General features: G+C 46.6%; 18 protein-coding genes. 8 read left to right on the top strand and 10 right to left on the bottom strand.

Going from position 1 to position 17,847, the window contains the following annotated elements:
• Window positions 1-51: 51 nt before the first annotated feature.
• Genes menB through BLD48_RS11650 form a run of 4 tightly spaced genes read right to left on the bottom strand, consistent with a single transcriptional unit; the run spans window position 52 to window position 4,682 of the window.
• Window positions 52-876 (bottom strand): 1,4-dihydroxy-2-naphthoyl-CoA synthase, encoded by an 825-nt coding sequence (gene menB / locus BLD48_RS11665; protein ID WP_014969624.1) that lies wholly within the window; start codon window positions 874-876, stop codon window positions 52-54.
• Window positions 873-1,670 carry a 2-succinyl-6-hydroxy-2,4-cyclohexadiene-1-carboxylate synthase gene (gene menH / locus BLD48_RS11660; protein WP_071500353.1) on the bottom strand — a complete coding sequence of 266 codons (798 nt, stop codon included), beginning with the start codon at window positions 1,668-1,670 and terminating at the stop codon, window positions 873-875. The genes menB and menH overlap by 4 nt, the downstream gene beginning before the upstream one ends.
• On the bottom strand, window positions 1,667-3,313 hold the full coding sequence (gene menD, locus BLD48_RS11655) for a 2-succinyl-5-enolpyruvyl-6-hydroxy-3-cyclohexene-1-carboxylic-acid synthase (RefSeq protein ID WP_083412317.1): 1,647 nt from the start codon (window positions 3,311-3,313) through the stop codon (window positions 1,667-1,669). Before menD ends, menH begins: the two co-directional genes overlap by 4 nt.
• Window positions 3,303-4,682, bottom strand: a complete 1,380-nt coding sequence (locus tag BLD48_RS11650; protein WP_071500351.1) for an isochorismate synthase — start codon at window positions 4,680-4,682, stop codon at window positions 3,303-3,305. The genes menD and BLD48_RS11650 overlap by 11 nt, the downstream gene beginning before the upstream one ends.
• Window positions 4,683-4,842: 160 nt before the next feature.
• Between BLD48_RS11650 and BLD48_RS11645 the strand changes: the two genes are divergently transcribed.
• From BLD48_RS11645 to BLD48_RS11630, 4 genes are all read left to right on the top strand, one after another.
• Entirely contained in the window at window positions 4,843-5,736 is an 894-nt protein-coding gene (locus BLD48_RS11645) for a 1,4-dihydroxy-2-naphthoate polyprenyltransferase (RefSeq protein WP_071500350.1), read from the top strand.
• 171 nt (window positions 5,737-5,907) lie between these two features.
• Window positions 5,908-6,819 (top strand): guanosine-inosine kinase, encoded by a 912-nt coding sequence (locus tag BLD48_RS11640; protein ID WP_071500349.1) that lies wholly within the window; start codon window positions 5,908-5,910, stop codon window positions 6,817-6,819.
• A 34-nt stretch (window positions 6,820-6,853) separates the two neighbouring features.
• Window positions 6,854-7,279, top strand: coding sequence for an NUDIX hydrolase (locus BLD48_RS11635; RefSeq protein WP_071500348.1), 426 nt, complete (start codon window positions 6,854-6,856; stop codon window positions 7,277-7,279).
• An 87-nt stretch (window positions 7,280-7,366) separates the two neighbouring features.
• A complete protein-coding gene (locus BLD48_RS11630) occupies window positions 7,367-8,275 on the top strand; it encodes a YihY/virulence factor BrkB family protein (protein ID WP_071500347.1) in 909 nt (302 codons plus the stop codon).
• A 62-nt stretch (window positions 8,276-8,337) separates the two neighbouring features.
• On the opposite strand, the gene BLD48_RS11625 is transcribed toward BLD48_RS11630, so the two are convergent.
• Complete coding sequence (locus BLD48_RS11625) at window positions 8,338-10,287, bottom strand: heavy metal translocating P-type ATPase (protein ID WP_071500346.1); 1,950 nt, start codon at window positions 10,285-10,287, stop codon at window positions 8,338-8,340.
• A gap of 186 nt (window positions 10,288-10,473) precedes the next feature.
• Here BLD48_RS11625 and BLD48_RS11620 point away from each other — a divergent pair, with 186 nt between their 5' ends.
• A complete protein-coding gene (locus tag BLD48_RS11620) occupies window positions 10,474-11,403 on the top strand; it encodes a DMT family transporter (RefSeq protein WP_071500345.1) in 930 nt (309 codons plus the stop codon).
• A gap of 163 nt (window positions 11,404-11,566) precedes the next feature.
• A complete protein-coding gene (locus BLD48_RS11615) occupies window positions 11,567-11,854 on the top strand; it encodes a hypothetical protein (RefSeq protein ID WP_071500344.1) in 288 nt (95 codons plus the stop codon).
• Between the two features lie 90 nt (window positions 11,855-11,944).
• On the opposite strand, the gene BLD48_RS11610 is transcribed toward BLD48_RS11615, so the two are convergent.
• From BLD48_RS11610 to yfkAB, 3 genes are all read right to left on the bottom strand, one after another.
• On the bottom strand, window positions 11,945-13,066 hold the full coding sequence (locus tag BLD48_RS11610; RefSeq protein WP_236630007.1) for an MFS transporter: 1,122 nt from the start codon (window positions 13,064-13,066) through the stop codon (window positions 11,945-11,947).
• A gap of 97 nt (window positions 13,067-13,163) precedes the next feature.
• A complete protein-coding gene (locus tag BLD48_RS11605) occupies window positions 13,164-13,346 on the bottom strand; it encodes a hypothetical protein (protein WP_071500342.1) in 183 nt (60 codons plus the stop codon).
• 77 nt (window positions 13,347-13,423) lie between these two features.
• The gene (gene yfkAB, locus BLD48_RS11600; RefSeq protein ID WP_071500341.1) at window positions 13,424-14,536 is read right to left on the bottom strand and encodes a radical SAM/CxCxxxxC motif protein YfkAB; all 1,113 of its coding nucleotides are present in this window, start codon (window positions 14,534-14,536) and stop codon (window positions 13,424-13,426) included.
• Window positions 14,537-14,621: 85 nt separating this feature from the next.
• Here yfkAB and BLD48_RS11595 point away from each other — a divergent pair, with 85 nt between their 5' ends.
• Both BLD48_RS11595 and rlmD read left to right on the top strand, forming a co-directional pair.
• On the top strand, window positions 14,622-14,831 hold the full coding sequence (locus BLD48_RS11595; protein ID WP_014969637.1) for an SE1561 family protein: 210 nt from the start codon (window positions 14,622-14,624) through the stop codon (window positions 14,829-14,831).
• 40 nt (window positions 14,832-14,871) lie between these two features.
• Window positions 14,872-16,257 (top strand): 23S rRNA (uracil(1939)-C(5))-methyltransferase RlmD, encoded by a 1,386-nt coding sequence (gene rlmD / locus BLD48_RS11590; RefSeq protein ID WP_071500340.1) that lies wholly within the window; start codon window positions 14,872-14,874, stop codon window positions 16,255-16,257.
• Between the two features lie 42 nt (window positions 16,258-16,299).
• Here rlmD and BLD48_RS11585 read toward each other — a convergent pair whose 3' ends face one another.
• Together BLD48_RS11585 and BLD48_RS11580 are read right to left on the bottom strand one after the other, a co-directional pair.
• Window positions 16,300-17,181, bottom strand: coding sequence for an aldo/keto reductase (locus tag BLD48_RS11585; protein WP_071500339.1), 882 nt, complete (start codon window positions 17,179-17,181; stop codon window positions 16,300-16,302).
• Window positions 17,182-17,233: 52 nt separating this feature from the next.
• On the bottom strand, window positions 17,234-17,821 hold the full coding sequence (locus tag BLD48_RS11580; protein WP_083412316.1) for a TVP38/TMEM64 family protein: 588 nt from the start codon (window positions 17,819-17,821) through the stop codon (window positions 17,234-17,236).
• Window positions 17,822-17,847: the final 26 nt, after the last annotated feature.

Raw genomic sequence — 17,847 nt, 5'->3', positions numbered from 1 at the left:
TCGGTGATACGAAAAAGGTTCAAACGTCTTTCGACATTGAACCTTTTTGTATTATGGGAATCGCGGGAATTGTCCGAAGTCAGGATCACGTTTTTCTTTAAATGCGTCGCGTCCTTCTTTTGCTTCATCAGTCGTGTAATAAAGTAACGTTGCGTCACCTGCTAATTGCTGGATACCCGCAAGACCATCAGAATCCGCATTAAGGGCTGCTTTTAAGAAACGAAGTGCCGTTGGTGAATGCTGAAGAATTTCAGAACACCACTGGATTGTTTCTTGCTCCAAGTCAGCAAGTGGAACAACGGTGTTTATGAGTCCCATATCAAGTGCTTGTTGCGCATCGTATTGGCGGCAGAGGAACCAGATTTCACGTGCTTTTTTATGACCGACGACACGAGCAAGATAACCAGAGCCGTAGCCTGCGTCAAATGATCCGACTTTAGGACCCGTTTGTCCGAATTTCGCATTGTCTGCTGCAATCGTTAAATCACATACGAGATGAAGGACATGTCCGCCACCGATGGCGTATCCTGCAACCATCGCGATGACCGGTTTTGGAATGACACGGATCAGACGTTGTAAATCAAGGACATTTAAGCGTGGGATTTCATCTTCACCAACATATCCACCATGGCCGCGAACTTTTTGGTCGCCACCTGAACAGAATGCAAGATCACCTTCACCTGTCAAGACGATGACACCAACGTTTTGGTCATCACGTGCCCGTGAAAAGGCATCGATTAATTCATTTACTGTCTGTGGACGGAACGCGTTGCGTACTTCAGGACGATTGATCGTGATTTTAGCAATCCCATTCCACTTCTCATATTTGATATCTTCGTAACTACGGGCAGATGCCCATTCTGGAATGTATCTCATTTCAATTCCCCCATTTGATTAGTTAAGAGTAGTTTCTCTACTATTGTAACAAACTTTTCCGGTTGGTCGATATGTGGGGCGTGTGATGCACCAGGAATTAGATGAATTTTTTCTGGTGGAGCGGCCTCGAACGCTATTTTCTTGAATTTGATATCTTCTGAACCGACAATCCATTCGATTGAAGTCCTATCAAGCAAATGCCAGACGGGCGGCATATTTCCCGTACCTTGAGCAATCAGAGAAGCAGCCAGTCCTTCAGGTGATTGTGCGAGACGTCCCTCACGGATGTGCTGTTGTGCAGCTAAAGGAAGTCGGTGCTGACTGGCGAATAACGGTAATGCTTCCCAGTAATCGATGAAATCAGTCAGCCCATCTCGTAACAAGCGTTCAGCAAGAGATCGATCAGCTTTTCGCCGCAGTTGCCGTTCAAGCGCCGAACGAATACCGGGTGTCGTACTGACGGCAATCGTCTGTGTAACGCGTGTTGACATCACGGCAAGCATCAGAGCAATCCGTCCGCCCATGGAGTAACCTAGGACCGTCCAAGGTTCCGCACGGGTCGCAAGCAAGAACTCTAAATCCTTGACCTGCTCCGTCAGTCGCATTCGTTGATAGGGAGCGGCAGGCGTCTGACCATGACCCAGCAAGTCGATGCAATAGACGGTGTAATTTGACTGCAAACGTGCACTGAGAGCAGACCAGGTCGCGCTGCTTCCGGTGAATCCATGCAACAGTAAAAGAGGTGGACCGGCACCGGTAATCTCAATATGATACTCCTGTTGACGAAGCTTCATCGGAACTGTTCCTGTAACGCCTGATTCGTCTGTTCCCAGATTAATCGGTGCAATCGGACATTTTCCGGACGATCCGTTCGGATTTCTAAGATCCGTGTCGTCATTGTGTTTTTCTGTAAGGTTGTCTTGAGCTCTCCGATAGAAGAAATGCGTTGATACGCGATGCCATAACCAGCGGCAAGATGACTGAAGTCAAGATCTTGCGCCGTTCCGAACAGTGGCTCGAACAAAGCGGGATCGAGCTCATGTTGCGGGAGGAAGCTGAAGATGCCGCCCCCTGTGTTGTTGACCAAAAGAATCGTCATGGGAATTGTCCGCGCCATCATCAGTCCGTTGATGTCATGGATAAAGGCGAGGTCACCGACAAGTAAATAACGATTTTCCGCTTCGTACGTCGCGCCAAGAGCGCTGGAAAGAATCCCGTCAATGCCATTGGCACCACGGTTAGCAAGAATCCGAAGCGGTGTACCCGTCGGCAAAAAAGTATCCAGGTCACGAATCGGCATACTGTTTGAGACGAATAGACTTCCTTCGGTTAAGCCTTCTAAAGCCCGGACAACATTGTATTCCGTCAGTTGTCCAGAATCCAGTGAATCAAAGACAGTTTCAACCGTTTTTTCGGCCCGTTGCAGTGCCTCAAGGTAAGTGATGTCATGTTCGGTGAGCGGGATCGTTTTTAATTGACTTGGATGACCACTTAAAAAGTGCGCCTGCAATTGAGGATCACGCCAGTTTCCAGCATGGCCGACTACGGTCGTCGGGATTTCTTTTGACCAAAGGAGATAGGGTTTGGAAGTCGGCATCGCGCCAAACCGTAAAATATGGTCCGGGCGGAGATGGTGCTGAATCGTAGTTTCCTTTAACCACGTATCGTAATAGGCGAAAACCGTATCATTGGACGACTGGCGACCTTGGCTGAGTGGATCGGCCAAAACTGGAATCCGTGAACGATCGGCATACTCCAAAATAATTTGTGTATCAGCTGCTGAAAGTTGTGGTCCAATGACAATCAAAAGCCGTTGAATTGATAAAATTTCAATCAATTCTGCTGTAGCGTGTCCCGTAACATGCCGGAGCGGACGACCGACTGGATAGCCGGTCTGCAACAAATCAAGTTCAGGAATCAAAGGTTCCCGAAGCGGAATGTTGATGTGAACAGGACCTGCGGGTTCCGTCAGCGCAAGCAGAACGGATCGTTCAGCCACGTGCTGGACATACGGAAGAGCCGTTGCTTCCGGCAACGGTAAGTCAAAGGCATGTCTCACTTGTTTGCCGTACAAAGCGACCTGATCGATTGCTTGCGGAGCGCCGACACCACGTAATTCATGAGGACGGTCCGCAGTCAAAACGATTAACGGCAGTTCAAAAATATTGGCTTCCGTGATGGCCGAATAATAGTTAGTTGCTGCCGTCCCGCTCGTGCAAATCAGAGCGACAGGGCGTAACGTTTCTTCAGCCCGTGTCAAGCCGAGGGCAAAAAAACTAGCCGACCGTTCGTCAACGAGGACGTGGGTACGGCTAGACGGGTGAAGAAAGGCAGCAATCGCAAGGGGTGTCGAACGAGAACCGGGACTGATGACGAAATCCCGGACACCACTTTTGACTAAGTTATCGATTAACGTATGCATCCATTTAGTCAACATAAACATCATCCTTTTCTATCGTACAGAGGTGTGCAAGAGCTTGTAACATCGGTGATAGTTTTGTTTCGGTTTCTTCGAGTTCACTCTGCAGACGAGAGCCGTCGACGATACCACAACCTGCATAAAGTACAGCGGAACGATCAGTAAATAGTCCGGAGCGAATGGCGACGATAAACTCACCGTTTTCTTCTCCGTCCATCCAACCGACCGGTGAACCGTACCAACCGCGTTCGAACGTCTCGATTGCTTGGATGGCGGTAACGGCGGCTTCCTTCGGCTCTCCACCTAACGCGGGTGTCGGGTGAAGTTTCTCGATCAGTTGAAAGAGGCTGACTTCAGGCAAAAGTGTCGCGGTGATTGGTGTATAAAGATGTTGGATGTGTCGGTTTTTGAGTAACATCGGTTGCTCGGGTTTTTCAAGTCGAGTCGAGAGTCCACGCAACGTCTGTTCGATGGAATCAACGACAATCGCATGCTCTACCCGGTTCTTATCGTCCTGTAAGAGCGTTTGTCCAAGCGCGTGATCCGTTTGCTCCAATTCGTGGCGTGGGGCTGAACCGGCAACAGCAGCCGTTTGGATTTCCTGACCGGTTTTTAGAATCAAACGTTCCGGCGTGGCTCCAAGGAAGGCTTCCTCTAGTGTCGGCTGAAAGAAAAAGATATAGCTGCCGGGCTGTGATGATTCAAGCTCTTGTACAAGTCCAGCCAGATCGACGGGATGATCTAATTCATAAACGACTTCCCGGGCTAACACGATCTTTTTTAAGGTCGTTTTTAACAGTTGTGTCGCTTGATGGAAAGATGCTTCGAACGCATCGTTTCCGTCACGGGTCAGACGGATGCGTGTAACGAACTGGCTAGATTTCGGTGTATGCAACTCCGCATATTCGACGGCCAATTGATTCAAAATCTTTTCTGCGTTAGACTGCGGTTCGACAAACGCAAAAACCGTTACGGTCGTATGCCCGTCTTGTTCCAGGTATAAATATTTCGGAATCGTCATCGAAGCTTCCCCAAAAGCAGACCAACGATAGTCGGGTTGCTTCAGTTCAGCGAACGAAAATCCGCAAAAGGCAAACAAATCGTTCCCGACATGATCCCGGTTCAAGGTCGCCCACTTCGATTGCATCCGTAAAAAACGATCGTGTCCAGAAGTCTTTAATTGTTGTGCGATGCCAAAACCAATCGCGCGCATGGACCGATCCGGTGTCGTAAAATAAAAACGTTCTTGTGTCCCGAATGTCAGTGCGCTGACGTCCTGTGCCTCGACTTGCCATGAATATGAGGCGATTATCGCTCGTTGGTATGCATTTGCATGACCAACGGCCTGTTCAATACATTGTTTAAGCTCTTGTTGAGCGTAAGCCATACCGCTCATTGCCCCCTAGTCTATAGATACTGTGATACGTTTCACTTATTCTAAGTGTAAACTTTTTACCCGAAAAAAAGAAGGAATAAGCTATCTCCGATTGAGCATTGACAGTAAAAAACGAAACCCGATACACTTAGACAGGAAAGGGGTTTATTATATGAATAAATCAATCGCTGTATATTGGCGAATGACACGACCGCATACACTGACAGCGAGTTTTGTACCTGTCGTTGTCGGAACAGCTATCGTCGCACCACGAATCGAGTCACTGCGGATGGATCTGTTTTTTGCGATGTTGATCGCGTCGATGCTGATTCAGATTGCTACGAACTTATTTAATGAATACTATGACTACAAACGTGGGCTTGACACGGAAGAGTCAGTCGGGATTGGAGGATCCATCGTTCGGGACGGATTTAAGCCGGGGACGATTTTAGCATTCGCTTTGTCGCTTTATGCCATCTCCGCCTTACTCGGTATTTACCTTTGTCTGGAAACCACGTGGTGGTTGCTGTTGATTGGCGTTATTTCGATGTTCGTCGGCTATATTTATACAGGAGGATCGTTACCGATTGCCTATACGCCATTCGGGGAAGTCGTCGCCGGTTTCTTCATGGGATATGTCATCATTGCGATTTCAGCCTATCTGCAAATTGGGTATGTCCCGACAGAAGCAGTCGCGATTTCGATTCCGGTCGCTATCTTGATCGGTTCGATTTTACTTGCGAATAACATCCGGGATCTCGATAACGATAAGGTCAATGGACGAAAGACGATTGCTTGTCTTGTGGGTCATCGGCGAGCCGTTTACGTCTTGATTGCCTTTTTCAGTGCCGCAATCCTCTCGTTACTGATGGCCGTGTTGGTCTTTAACGTGACGGGTTGGGCTTTGGTTGCACTACTCAGCATTCCACTGATGATCAAGGCCGTGAAGTTATTCTGGCAAGATTTACCGCCTCAAGAACTGATGCCAGGAATGGCACAAACCGGGAAGGTCAATACGATTTTTGGGTTGTTACTTGCGATCAGCTTAACAATCGCGAATCTATAATGAAGACAAAAAACCTTTTTCCTGACTCGGAAAAAGGTTTTTTTAAAAGCAGGACGTGACCGGTTCGATTGGTTGTAACCATTTTGAAATTTTACTATAATAGAAGCAATGTGCCTGAAACGTTCGTCAAGTCATCAGGGTTCATGAAATTTTTTTAGAGGTGGAACAGGAATGAATAAAATTGCGGTAATCGGAAAAGTATTCGTCGATATAAAAGGAACTTCGTTTGCTCCTTTGCACAAGGACGCTAAAAACGTCGGGGATATCAGTTTCTCGAACGGTGGAACAGGACGGAATGTAGCACAAAATCTCGCTGTTCTCGGAAATGATGTTCGCTTTATCTCGACGGTTACGAACGATCAGATCGGTGTAGGTGTGCTCGAAGAGTTGAAATCATATGGTGCGAACGTCGATCATGTCGAGATGCTCGAAGACCATGGCATGGGCATGTGGCTCGCCGTCATGGATAACGAAGGAGATCTTCAGACCTCGATTTCGAAACAACCTGATGCGAAACTGTTGGAAGAAGCGATTCTTCGTCAATCTGTCTATGCACTCGATGGCGTAGATGCAGTCGCGATTGATTTGGATGTATCTGTTACGGTACTTGAACGTCTGATTCATGTCTGCCGCAAAATGGAATTGCCGTTGTATGGTGTCTGTGGTCATCTCAGCATCATTGAACGGAATCGTCACCTGTTACAAGGATTTACCGGATTTATTTGTAGCCGGGAAGAAGCGGAAATCTTGTCCGATTTGTCGATTGTGACCGTAGAGGATGCGATTCATGTAGCGAACGAATTAGCGAAAAAAGGAGCACCGCTCACGATTGTCACGATGAGTGAACTGGGTGCCGTTTATGTCGATCGCCGGAATGCGACGTCTGGTCATGTTGGAACGAAAAAAGTAAAAGTAGTGGATTCGACAGGTGCAGGAGATTCATTCTTTTCCGCTGTACTTTCTGAGCTAACGGACTCCAAACAAGCAGAGGATGCGTTGAAGCTTGGAATGAAGGTTGCTGCACACGTCATTGCATCGACGGAAAATGGATTGATTCCAGAAATGCTTGATACGATCCGGTGAGTCCTCAGATCGTAATGTGAGGGGAGGGAACGCCATGCCGATTCAACGAAGTGCCATCATCTTAATGAATGAAGCAGACGAAGTCGCCTTGATACGTCGTGATAAACCAGGCCAGACCTATTATGTGTTTCCTGGCGGTGGACGCGAAGCGGGCGCGACGCTCGAAGAAACAGCGATCCGTGAAGCCCATGAAGAGCTCGGGGTCGACGTTCAGCTGGAAGGAATCGCAGCCATCGTCCGTTTTAATGGATTAGACAATCCTTATTACTGGGCGCGGATGATTGGTGGTGTATTTGGAACCGGAACGGGTGAAGAGTTCGAAGACCAGTCTTCCGGGTATACACCGTTATGGATCAAACGTGAGGAACTAGCAGACTTACCGGTCCGACCGGCGACACTTGTCCAAGAACTGACGAAGATGACAGAACGTTTTTATGAAATCAAGTTAGAAGATAATTGAGGTTTTAGTTGAAACAAACAGGGAAAAAGTATATTAAGACAATGAGGTGGTCCTAGACTGCCTCTTTTTTATGAAGGAGAGATGAAGATGGCTCATACACGTGATCCAAAAGGTTTAGCACGCAATTTAAAGCAACGAATGGGAGACCATAACATCACAGACTACGCAGGGACGTTAGCGTACTATTGGTTTCTGTCTATTTTTCCCGGCATTATTTTTGTTATCTCAGTATTATCTTTCTTTGATATCGATCAACAGACACTCGAGTCCCAAATTCGTGATTTAGCACCGGGTGGATCGGTCAATACGTTCACCGATGTTATCTTTGAAGCAATTAAAGAACCACAAGGAGGACTTCTGTCTGTCGGGGCGATTTTGGCTATCTGGTCCGCTTCTAAAGGAGTGGATCGTCTGATTACGACAACCAATCATGCCTATGGAGATTTTTCGCCACGCGGTTTTGTCGCGTCACGCGGAATTGCTTTAATCTTAACGATGATTCTTGGAATCGGGATGCTGTTATTGATTGTATTGAACGTACTGGGTGGACCGATTATTACGTATTTAGCGAACTTCGTGATACCAATCGATATGGGGCAGAAGATTCTTTTGACTGTAATGCGATATGCCATCTCTACGGTTTTATTGATTGTAATCCTTTCTATCTTTTATCGCGTCGCGCCGAAACGTCCGATCACATTTAAAGAGGCAATCCCTGGAGCGGTGTTTGGTGTCATCGTCTGGCAGTTGTTATCAGTTGGATTTGGTTTTTACGTTTCGAATTTCTCGAATTACAATCAAACGTATGGTTCGCTTGGAAGTGTCGTCATCGTCTTGTTGTGGTTGTACTTTACTGGATTGATCATCTTACTTGGATCTGAACTAAACGCATCATGGGATCGATTCATGAAAAAAGCGGATCCACAAAAAATGGAAGAAAAACGCTTGAAAGAACAAGCTGATCTGGATTCGATTCCGATTAACACATTTGGGTAATTAAGCAATGTATGAAAAAGCATCTGTCGTCGGATTACCGACACAGATGCTTTTTTGGATCATCAAGCTGCAGCTTGTTTTGAAAATGGAGTGGAGACGTGATGAACCGGCGTATCTTTTTGTAACAGACGCAGTCCGTTCAAAATGACAAGAATCGTTGAGCCTTCATGACCGACTACCGCAAACGGCATGATCAGGAACTGTGAAAAATTCGAGATGATCAGCAATAAGATGACACTGATTGCGAGCGTGATGTTTTGTTTGACGACACGGTTCATCTTGCGTGCTTTGTTGACGGCATAGGCGAGACGGCCTAAATCGTTTTTCATCAGAACGACGTCTGCTGTCTCAAGCGCAGCGTCCGTTCCTTCACCCATCGCAATCCCGACGTGTGCGAGGGCGAGGGCAGGAGCATCATTGATTCCGTCACCGACCATCGCAACCGTTTTTCCTTCTGTCTGATACTGTTTGATGTAGCGGACTTTATCTTCCGGCAGACATTCTGCCACATAATCTGAAAGACCTGCTTCCTTGGCAATCGCAGCAGCAGTCACTGGATTATCGCCTGTCAGCATGATTGTCGTGATACCAAGTGAGTTTAGTGATGTGATCGCTGCCTTAGCTTCAGGGCGGATGGTATCCCGTAATGCATAGAGGGCGATGATGGATTGACCATCGCTGACGTAGACCATCGTATTTCCTTGTTCTTTTAAGGATTGTTCCATCGATGCGAAAGGATCGGTCAATCCATCATGGAATCCGTATTTACCAATCCGATATGTGGTGCCGGATACAGTGGCCTCAATCCCGAACCCCGTGACATCCTTGAATGCAGACGGTTCGAAAAGATCCGTTTTTAAATGGGTCACGATTGCTTGTGCTAACGGATGGTTCGACTGCGCTTCGATTGAAGCAATTGCTTGTTTTACAGCAAACGAATCAATCCCGTCAGCATAATGACTTTCTGTGACGACCGGCTTCCCGGTCGTCAGGGTACCGGTTTTATCAAAGACGATCGTATCGACTTGGCCAAGCGTTTCGATATGCGCACCACCTTTAAACAACACACCGTTGCGGGCAGAAGCGGCAATGGCAGATAAAGCAGCCGGTGTGATCGAAGCGACGAGGGCACAGGGTGATGCGACGACGAGTAAAATCATTGCCCGGTAAATACTTGTCTCAAACGACCAACCAACCAGGTAATGGGGTACGACCATCATCAAGGCAACAACGAGTAACACGATTTTGACATAACGGCTTTCAAAACGTTCGATGAATTGTGCGGAAGGTGACTGTTCGCTTTGTGCGTTTTGCACCATATGGATGATTTTCTGGAACAACGATTCATCGGCGGCTTTTGTCATCTCAATCGTCAAGACACCGTTCATGTTGACCGTTGAATTGTAGACGGTATCGCCTACTTGTTTTTCAACCGGAATCGATTCACCGGTAATCGATGCTTCTTCAATGGCCGCTTGACCGCGAATGATTGTCCCATCGACCGGAATCCGTTCGCCTGGTCTTACATACACGATATCTCCGACGGATAATCGTTCGAGGCTTACCACTTCCATTTTTCCTTCAGCATTCAGCCGTGTTGCTTCTTCTGGTTGGAGAGACATCAAACTTTGAAGAGCACGCTCATTTTTATTCATAGTGTACGTTTCGAGCGCACCGGACAACGCGAAGATGAAAATCAAAATCGCACCTTCCATCCAGTAGCCGATTGCAGCTGCGCCAATCGCAGCTAAAATCATTAATAACTCGACGTTTAACGTCTTATCGTGATACGTTTCCGTCAATCCTTCTTTGGCTTTCGCGTAACCACCAATCAGATAGGCGGATAGGTAAAGTGTGACGTAGGCGGTCGCCGGGACGTTTACTTTTTCGAATGCGTAAGCAATTAAAATCAATATTCCACTAAAGAGTGCTAGAATCAATTCGTGATGCTCTTCCCAAGCATGACGGACAGCTGAGCGTTGGTGGGTATCGGTGGTAGTAGAGGTAGTCATATCAAAACTCCTTTCAAGTTCTAAATGAGAAATGAAATCATTATAGTAAAACATTGAGAATGTTGATTACCAACGTTTTTTCATCAATGATAATGAGTTTCATTGTCGCTAGATTATAATCATTATTATCTGTACTTTTACTATATCATGCTTAAGCCAAAAGGAACAGGAAAGGAATCAGCAAACATGAAAAAAATATTGACCAATCGTTTTGGAATGGTGGCTCTTGCTTTAGTGACCACCTTCCTATGGGGAAGTGCCTTCCCGTTCATCAAAAAAAGTTATACGTTACTCGCGATTACATCAAACGAATACGGAGAACAACTTTTATTTGCCAGTTACCGTTTTTTCCTTGCGGGTGTTTTATTGTTGATCCTCAGTGTTTTGATATTCAAACAACCGATTACACTTAAAAATAGGACTCTTGCTTATAGCCGTTTAGGATTCTTTTTGACGTTTCTCCAGTATGTATTCTTTTACATCGGTCTGTCCTTGTCGACAGGGGTCCAAGGATCGATCATCGCAGGATCAACTTCATTCTTTCAGATGTTACTGGCACATTTCCGCTATGAAGATGATCGATTGAACCGATTCAAAGGACTAGCACTTTTTTTAGGGTTCACGGGTGTAATCTTAGCGAACTGGCCACAAGGATCAGCTGGAGTATCATTTGGTGTCGGTGAAGTGTTATTGATTCTGGCAATGATTTCTGGAGCTTTCGGTAACTTAGTTGCAAAAGAATATTCAGCAAGTTATCCCGTCGCACCGATGACAGGATGGGCAATGGTCATTGGATCGATTGGTCTGTTCATCATCGGAGCAGTTCTAAACGGAGAGTGGTTCCCATTCGCCTTCACGAGTACGACTGGATGGATGCTCTTATATCTCGCATTTTTATCCGCGACGGGCTTTACATTATGGAATTTATTGATGAAATACAACCCCGTCAGTCGTGTGTCATTATTCATGTTTTTTGTGCCGATTTTTGGTGTGACATTGTCAGCGCTTATTCTCGGAGAAGCGATTCCACCGCAAGCCTTCGTCGGACTCGTGTTTGTCGTCACTGGAATTCTTGTTTCGACCTATCTGCCCATGTGGTTTCAAAAGCGGAGTTGACGAAGATTCTGAATCGTGCAAAAATAGTCTCAATTAAACCTTTTATGGGTAATCGTTCGTTGCTTAAGCCGACTTGTTCGGCTTTTTCTGTACGGTCATAAACCACCGATTCGGCCTTGCCTTAAAGGCTAGTGCAACTAAAAAATGAGAGGAGATGAGAGGGATGGAACGGAATGAGATCGTTCGAAAGATCATTGCGAATCGTCGTCCGCGGGATGAGTTTGCTCGGTTCGTCGTAACCTGTGTCAGTCAACAATTAAAGGAGACACATGGAGAGGTCGATGTGGAAATCGTGGAGGCGGAAAGAGGGTATGATTCAGTTTGGTCAATCAACGGTCGAGAGGTCGTCGTATTGCTGGAAACGGAAGAGTTGAAGCGGGCAAAAGAACAACCGTATGCGATCGATGATAAGCTCTGGCATAGTTTTCGGCAAGAAGGGATCATTAAATAGAGTAAAGATTTCAAAACATGATGCGTAGTCGCCTGACAAAGAAGGTCGTTCCCTTTTCGTGGAACGACCTTCTTTGTGTATGGTATGGCGTCAATGCGATATCGGATTAGATCGAAAAAGAAGATAAGCGAGTGTCGCAAGGACCAGGACAAACAAGCTGAAATAGAAGCTTGGAGGTAACACGACAAACAGACTACCGGAAATGGGGCCGAGTATCGATCCCAGGCTAAAGGAAATACCGGCAAGCAAGTTTCCGGTCGGTAGTAAATGATTCGGAAGTTGTTCCGTCATATAAGCGACGCCAAGCGAATAGGTGGAGCCGAGCGCCATCCCGCTGATCGCGAAAATCGTAAACAAGGCTCCATAGCTTTGGAAGAAAAAGCAGGCCGTCAAAAAAGCAATGGCTCCGATACTGAGTACGGAAATCAACGTCCTCCGTTTTCCGAAATGATCTGCAAGGCGTCCGAGTGGTAGCTGCATCAAAAGGGAACTGACGACAAACGTCGTGATCAGCGTACTCGTTTGAGCGAGTTCATAACCATTTCGAGTAGCGAAAACAGGGAAGCTTGCATTTAATGTAGCTTCTAAAAAACCATAAGTGAACCCTGGTAATAACGTAAACCATGCCGTCGACAAGACGAGGCGATAGCGGGAAGCGGCAGACTGAAGTTCTTCCGGCATGATGTCAGATGGCTTTTCGTTTGGCAGTTGTCGCAAGGCAATCAAGACAAGGACAGTCAGTATACCGGTCAAGACGAACGGGAGCCAGCTGATCCAATCAACGAGTGGAGCAGCAAGTGGACCAAGTGCAAAACCAAGACCAAATGCCATTCCGTAAAGGGACATCGTCCGACCGAGTTTGTGATTCGGTGTGATTGATGTGACCCAGACTTGTGATCCGTAGTGGAGCGTCTGATCACCAAAACCAACGATAAACCGTAAGACCATCCAGGCCAGGACACTTGGTATGAGCGGAAAGGCGAAAACGGCAATCGCAACTAAGGCTAGTCCAAACGAGATGACAGGTACGTAACCGTAGCGCCGCAACGGTTTTTCCATTAGTGGGGCGGCGACGATGACACCGATGTAAAGAACGGCAGCACTTAATCCGTTTATGTAAGCAGGAGTTCCTTGGCGTTCCAACAAAATAGATAATAAAGGAATGAGCAATCCTTGGGTGAAACCTGAAATAAAGACGATTGAAAGAATCAAAGCAAAACGACGCGACAAAACAAACAACTACCTTTCTTTTTTTCATTAAGCATAACATGCCCCGGATATACGTTTGTATACCGGGGCATGTCCGTGTTTATTGTTCTTTTTGTTCAAAGCGTGTCGGACGGGGCATATGCAATAAATGTTCATCCCAATCCGTCTGATCGAACACTTCATCGTGTTCGATACTATGGGACACCCGAATCCCAATCATCATAATCCCAAGCACCATACTGAACATCCCGATAATCGTGACAATCCCAACGAGCCATTCCATTTGAAAGCCTCCTTCAAACAAGGAAATTGTGTCAACTTTGTGACAGACTTTTCCCGTTTTAGAAAGGAATCAAACCATTAAAGGCGACTTGTCTGTTTGAGAAAATCCACTTCCGGATAATAGGCATTTTTGACAAGGGCATTTGGACCAAGGCACTGAACGGCAGGGCAGTGGCAGGACAGGCTTTTATTGAGCTCTGTTTGTTGCCACTCTGCGTAAGCTTCGTTAAACGACGTCTCATGAATTGTTCCAAGCGATGCGAGTTCATCGCCGAAATCCGTGACGATGATTTCTCCGTCAAAGATGTTGACGTTAAGGCGCGAACGTCCATCAGGATCGTTTCGGACAGAGACATTTTTTTCTTGTCGCAGACGGCGATGGAGTACTAAGTCTTCTTCATCCATCGAACACGCATAAAAGGGCAGTGTTCCAAACAACATCCAGACATCTTGATCACGGGCATCAAGCAAACGATGAATGCCGTCACGAATCTCATCGAGACTGGCCGCTTCGATCATCGACGCAAAATCTGCAGGGTACATAGGATGCACCTCATGCCGGACACAGCCCATATCGACGATTTCTTGATGGATGGCTTCTAAATGCGGTAACGTTCGTTTATTGATCATCGTTTCCGCAGAGACGAGGACACCACGCGCATTCAAGATACGGGCATTTTCTTTCATCTGTTCAAACAATTTAGTGCGTGCTTCCCGTGATGGTTTTCGTTCCATCATCGCAAATCCACCATCAATGAAGTCGTCTGCCGTGCCCCAGTTATGGGAGATATGTAAGACGTCAAGATAGGGGATGATCAACTCATACCGTGAGAGTGGGAGTGTTAAATTTGAGTTGATTTGGGTTTTAGCTCCCCGTTCGTGGGCATACTTAAGTAAAGGGACGACATATTCCCGAACCGACTTCATTGATAACATCGGTTCACCGCCAGTAATCGAGAAGGCACGCAGGTGTTCGATTTCGTCCAGTCTTTTGATGAGTAGTTCGACTGGGATGGTAGGTGTTTCGCTACTCGATAACATGTATCCGACGGCACAATGCTCACATCGCATGTTGCAAAGGGTCGTCGTCGTGACTTCGATGTTCGTCAGCCGGGACTGTCCGTACTGTTCTAAATCACGATAGGCTTCCCACGGATCGTTTTCAATCGTGATGGGTGATGTAAGTGACATCATAAAATTCCTCCTTTTAGTGCTCCACTACGTATCGTATGCTAAATGGACGATAGAATAAAGAAGAAGAAAGGAAGTCAGAATAATGGGAAAAGCAAGAACTGATAAACTTGGACAGATGAATGTGCTAAAATCAAGAATGCAGCTTTTATGCCATACAATTGATTCATTGGATGAAACATCAGATATTGAGGATTTGGAACGGTTAGCCGTCTCCTTGGATCAGTTGAAAGCCAAGGTGCTTCGTTATGCAAAAGACATGAAGGAACATGAGGAATCTGAAAGCGGTTCATAACGACCGCTTTTTGATTTGGATCATGGAAAGGATGAATCAGATGACAACTAAAATTAAATTACAAGAGGGCGAAATACGTTCTGTGACCTGCTTACGGATGGGGATCAACGGGGAAGGCATCGCGACACTCGAACGACAAATCGTATTCATACCGGGTTTACTTGTTGGTGAAACGGCTCAAATCGAGATTACAGAGATTCATAACAACTTCGCGAACGCCAAAATCTTGAAACGAGATGTTCGTTCACCGGATCGTGTGACGCCATTATGTCCCATCTACAGCCAGTGTGGAGGGTGTCAGCTCCAGCACATGAGTTACGAAGGACAGCTTCGTTATAAAGAAGAGATGTTACGGAACGCCTTTACGAAGTCAACGAAACTCAATGTTGAAAAAGCGGATATTCGTCCGACGATCGGCACGACGGAATGGGAATATCGGAACAAATCCCAGTTTGCGGTCGGAAAAGAAGGGACACAAATCGTCAGTGGGCTCTATTCTGCGAACTCGAACCGTTTGGTTGCGATCGATGAATGTGTCGTCCAAAACAAAGAGACATTACGTGTCAACAACGCTGTAACCAAACTGTTGAATGACTACAACGTTCCGGTCTACAGTTCAGCGAAACAAGATGGTGTTATCCGCAATATCGTCGTCCGGACGGGGATCAAGACGGGTGAGATTCAAGTCGTCTTAGTCGCCTTCAAAGATGGGTTCAAGGATCTAGAAGGCTTATCACGTGACATCTATGACATTCCAGGTGTCATTTCGGTCGCTCTCAACATCAATGATAAATTGACGTCCCGTGTGTTCGGCGAACACACGGAAGTCTTACGCGGCGTAGAACGGATCGAGGAACAGATGGGTGAGTTCACATACCAACTTTCACCACGCGCCTTTTTCCAGTTGAATCCGGAGCAGGCAGAGCGGATGTATGGAGAAATCGTCAAGGCGGCTGCTTTGACCGGTGAAGAGCGTGTTGTTGATGCGTACGCAGGTGTTGGATCGATCGGTCTTTGGGTGGCGAGCGGAGCAAAAGAAGTCCGTGGGATGGAAATCGTCGAAGAAGCAGTTGAAGATGCAACGGCACACATGAAGCAGTATGGATTTAATCATGCTCAATACGTGGTCGGTAAAGCAGAAACGTGGATTCCACGTTGGGTCAAAGAGGGATGGGTTCCGGATGTCTTCATCGTCGATCCACCACGTGCCGGATGTGATACACAATTGTTAAATGCGATGATTTCTTCCAAAGCGAAAAAAATCATTTATGTCTCGTGTAATCCTCAATCACTGGCACGCGATTGTGACCACTTGATGAAAGCCGACTATAAAGTCAGCTACATCCAACCGTATGATATGTTCCCGCAGACGGCGCATGTCGAAGCAATCGTCGTCTTGGAGAAAAAGAAAAAGAAGAAATTTTAATGAAAATGCCTCATTCCTCTTTAAAAGGAACGAGGCATTTTTTTAGGTTTGTTGGATCCAGTTCTGATCTTGTTCTTGAAAACGTCGTTTCAAATCCGCAACACGTTCTGCCGGTAAAGGACCTTTCTCGAGTAAGCGAACGTTGTGCGTCAAGTGCTCCGGATTGGCGGTCCCGATGATGGCACTTGTGATGCCGGGCTCAAAGACTGTAAAACGAAGGGCTGTCTCAAGCCAAGATGTTTCGTCTAGCTGGAAATCAAGTTGCTCTGCCCGCTCCCAGTAAGGCTCGACATATTGTCCGGTCGGTCGTGTGTCAAACCGCCAAGGCGCGTTGGCAATCGGGCGTTTGGCGATGATACCCTTTTGTTGTCGGTGGATCTCTGGGACGGCATCGGCTAATACCCGTTGATCATAGAGGTTGACCGACGTTTGGAAACTGTCGAAGCGTCCGGTCGTGATGGCGTAATCCAAATCATCCCGGTCACCAGAATAAGCAATCAGCCGAACTTTCCCTGCTTGTTTTGCCCGTTCAAGCGCCTCGATGACATCATCCTGAGCAAGTATCTCCTTGCTGCAAGAATGTAAATGGACGATGTCGATGTAGTCCGTCTGCATCGTTAAAAGTGCTTGATCGATACCACCGGCTACTGCTTGGAATTTCCAATCGTCCGCGCCCGGGACGTCATAACCAACTTTCGTCGATAATACGACGTCGTGGCGATGTTGTTTTAAGAAGTGACCGATTCGTTTTTCAGACAATCCATAGCCGCGAGCGGTATCAAACAAACGGATTCCCAAGTCTAAGGCTTGATGTAAGACATAACTTGCTTCCTGATCTGATAAGGTGTCCGAACCGATATGACCGGCACCGAAACCAAGTGGTGAAACCTTTATATCCGTTTGGCCAAATGAACGTAGTTCCATTGTAGTTCCTCCTTTGTGTACCTCTTTACACTATACGAAGAAAACGGTTGCATCAATTCATATCGATTGATCGTCTTTTTTTGACAAGTAGATAAACGAGGTGAAAAATCAGGAAAATCCCTACGATTACCCAGGGGATGATCGAGTCATGCGTAATCAACTGGTTTACAGTAAATGCTTCGAGTACGAGGGCAGGTCCTTTACCGATCGTACTCGCCAGTAAGAAGACGACAGACGAAACACCGCTGGTCGCACTTAAGAACGTGACGAGACCGGAGGGGACGAATGGGAGAAGGCGGAGAAAAAGGATTTGCCAAAACGCCCGCCATCCCGTCTGATGAGTGAGCCGTTTCGTCCATTTCAACATGCGTGGAGACTCACTCCTCGATTCGACACGATAAAATCCACGACGATAGACATAAAATGCGACCCAGGCACCGAGAGCCTCACCTAAGAACGACCACAATAAACCGTACCAAAAGCCGAAGTAGATGAGATTGGCTGCCGTGATGAAAGCACTTGGTAGAACACCGGACAAACTAATGAGTATACTGATCAACAGACTGATGGGTACAGCAAAAGCATCTGCTTGTTGTAACCAGTGTAAGAGGGTGTCTTCGATAGTAAAACGTCCTTTCAAGAAAATGAAAAGACCAAACCGATATC

This window comes from Exiguobacterium sp. KRL4, assembly GCF_001870785.1.
Taxonomy (GTDB): Bacteria; Bacillota; Bacilli; order Exiguobacteriales; family Exiguobacteriaceae; genus Exiguobacterium_A.
Note: the sequence above shows the minus strand (reverse complement) of the source record. Positions and strands in the feature narration are given on the sequence as shown.

Coding starts and splice junctions, on each gene's coding strand:
- BLD48_RS11620 (WP_071500345.1), top strand. CDS start 10,474: ATGAAAAAAATATTGACCAATCGTTTTGGAATGGTGGCTCTTGCTTTA.
- BLD48_RS11585 (WP_071500339.1), bottom strand. CDS start 17,181: ATGGAACTACGTTCATTTGGCCAAACGGATATAAAGGTTTCACCACTT.
- BLD48_RS11650 (WP_071500351.1), bottom strand. CDS start 4,682: ATGGCTTACGCTCAACAAGAGCTTAAACAATGTATTGAACAGGCCGTT.
- menB (WP_014969624.1), bottom strand. CDS start 876: ATGAGATACATTCCAGAATGGGCATCTGCCCGTAGTTACGAAGATATC.
- BLD48_RS11630 (WP_071500347.1), top strand. CDS start 7,367: ATGGCTCATACACGTGATCCAAAAGGTTTAGCACGCAATTTAAAGCAA.
- rlmD (WP_071500340.1), top strand. CDS start 14,872: ATGACAACTAAAATTAAATTACAAGAGGGCGAAATACGTTCTGTGACC.
- BLD48_RS11640 (WP_071500349.1), top strand. CDS start 5,908: ATGAATAAAATTGCGGTAATCGGAAAAGTATTCGTCGATATAAAAGGA.
- BLD48_RS11615 (WP_071500344.1), top strand. CDS start 11,567: ATGGAACGGAATGAGATCGTTCGAAAGATCATTGCGAATCGTCGTCCG.
- BLD48_RS11595 (WP_014969637.1), top strand. CDS start 14,622: ATGGGAAAAGCAAGAACTGATAAACTTGGACAGATGAATGTGCTAAAA.
- menH (WP_071500353.1), bottom strand. CDS start 1,670: ATGAAGCTTCGTCAACAGGAGTATCATATTGAGATTACCGGTGCCGGT.
- yfkAB (WP_071500341.1), bottom strand. CDS start 14,536: ATGTCACTTACATCACCCATCACGATTGAAAACGATCCGTGGGAAGCC.
- menD (WP_083412317.1), bottom strand. CDS start 3,313: ATGTTGACTAAATGGATGCATACGTTAATCGATAACTTAGTCAAAAGT.
- BLD48_RS11625 (WP_071500346.1), bottom strand. CDS start 10,287: ATGACTACCTCTACTACCACCGATACCCACCAACGCTCAGCTGTCCGT.
- BLD48_RS11645 (WP_071500350.1), top strand. CDS start 4,843: ATGAATAAATCAATCGCTGTATATTGGCGAATGACACGACCGCATACA.
- BLD48_RS11605 (WP_071500342.1), bottom strand. CDS start 13,346: ATGGAATGGCTCGTTGGGATTGTCACGATTATCGGGATGTTCAGTATG.
- BLD48_RS11635 (WP_071500348.1), top strand. CDS start 6,854: ATGCCGATTCAACGAAGTGCCATCATCTTAATGAATGAAGCAGACGAA.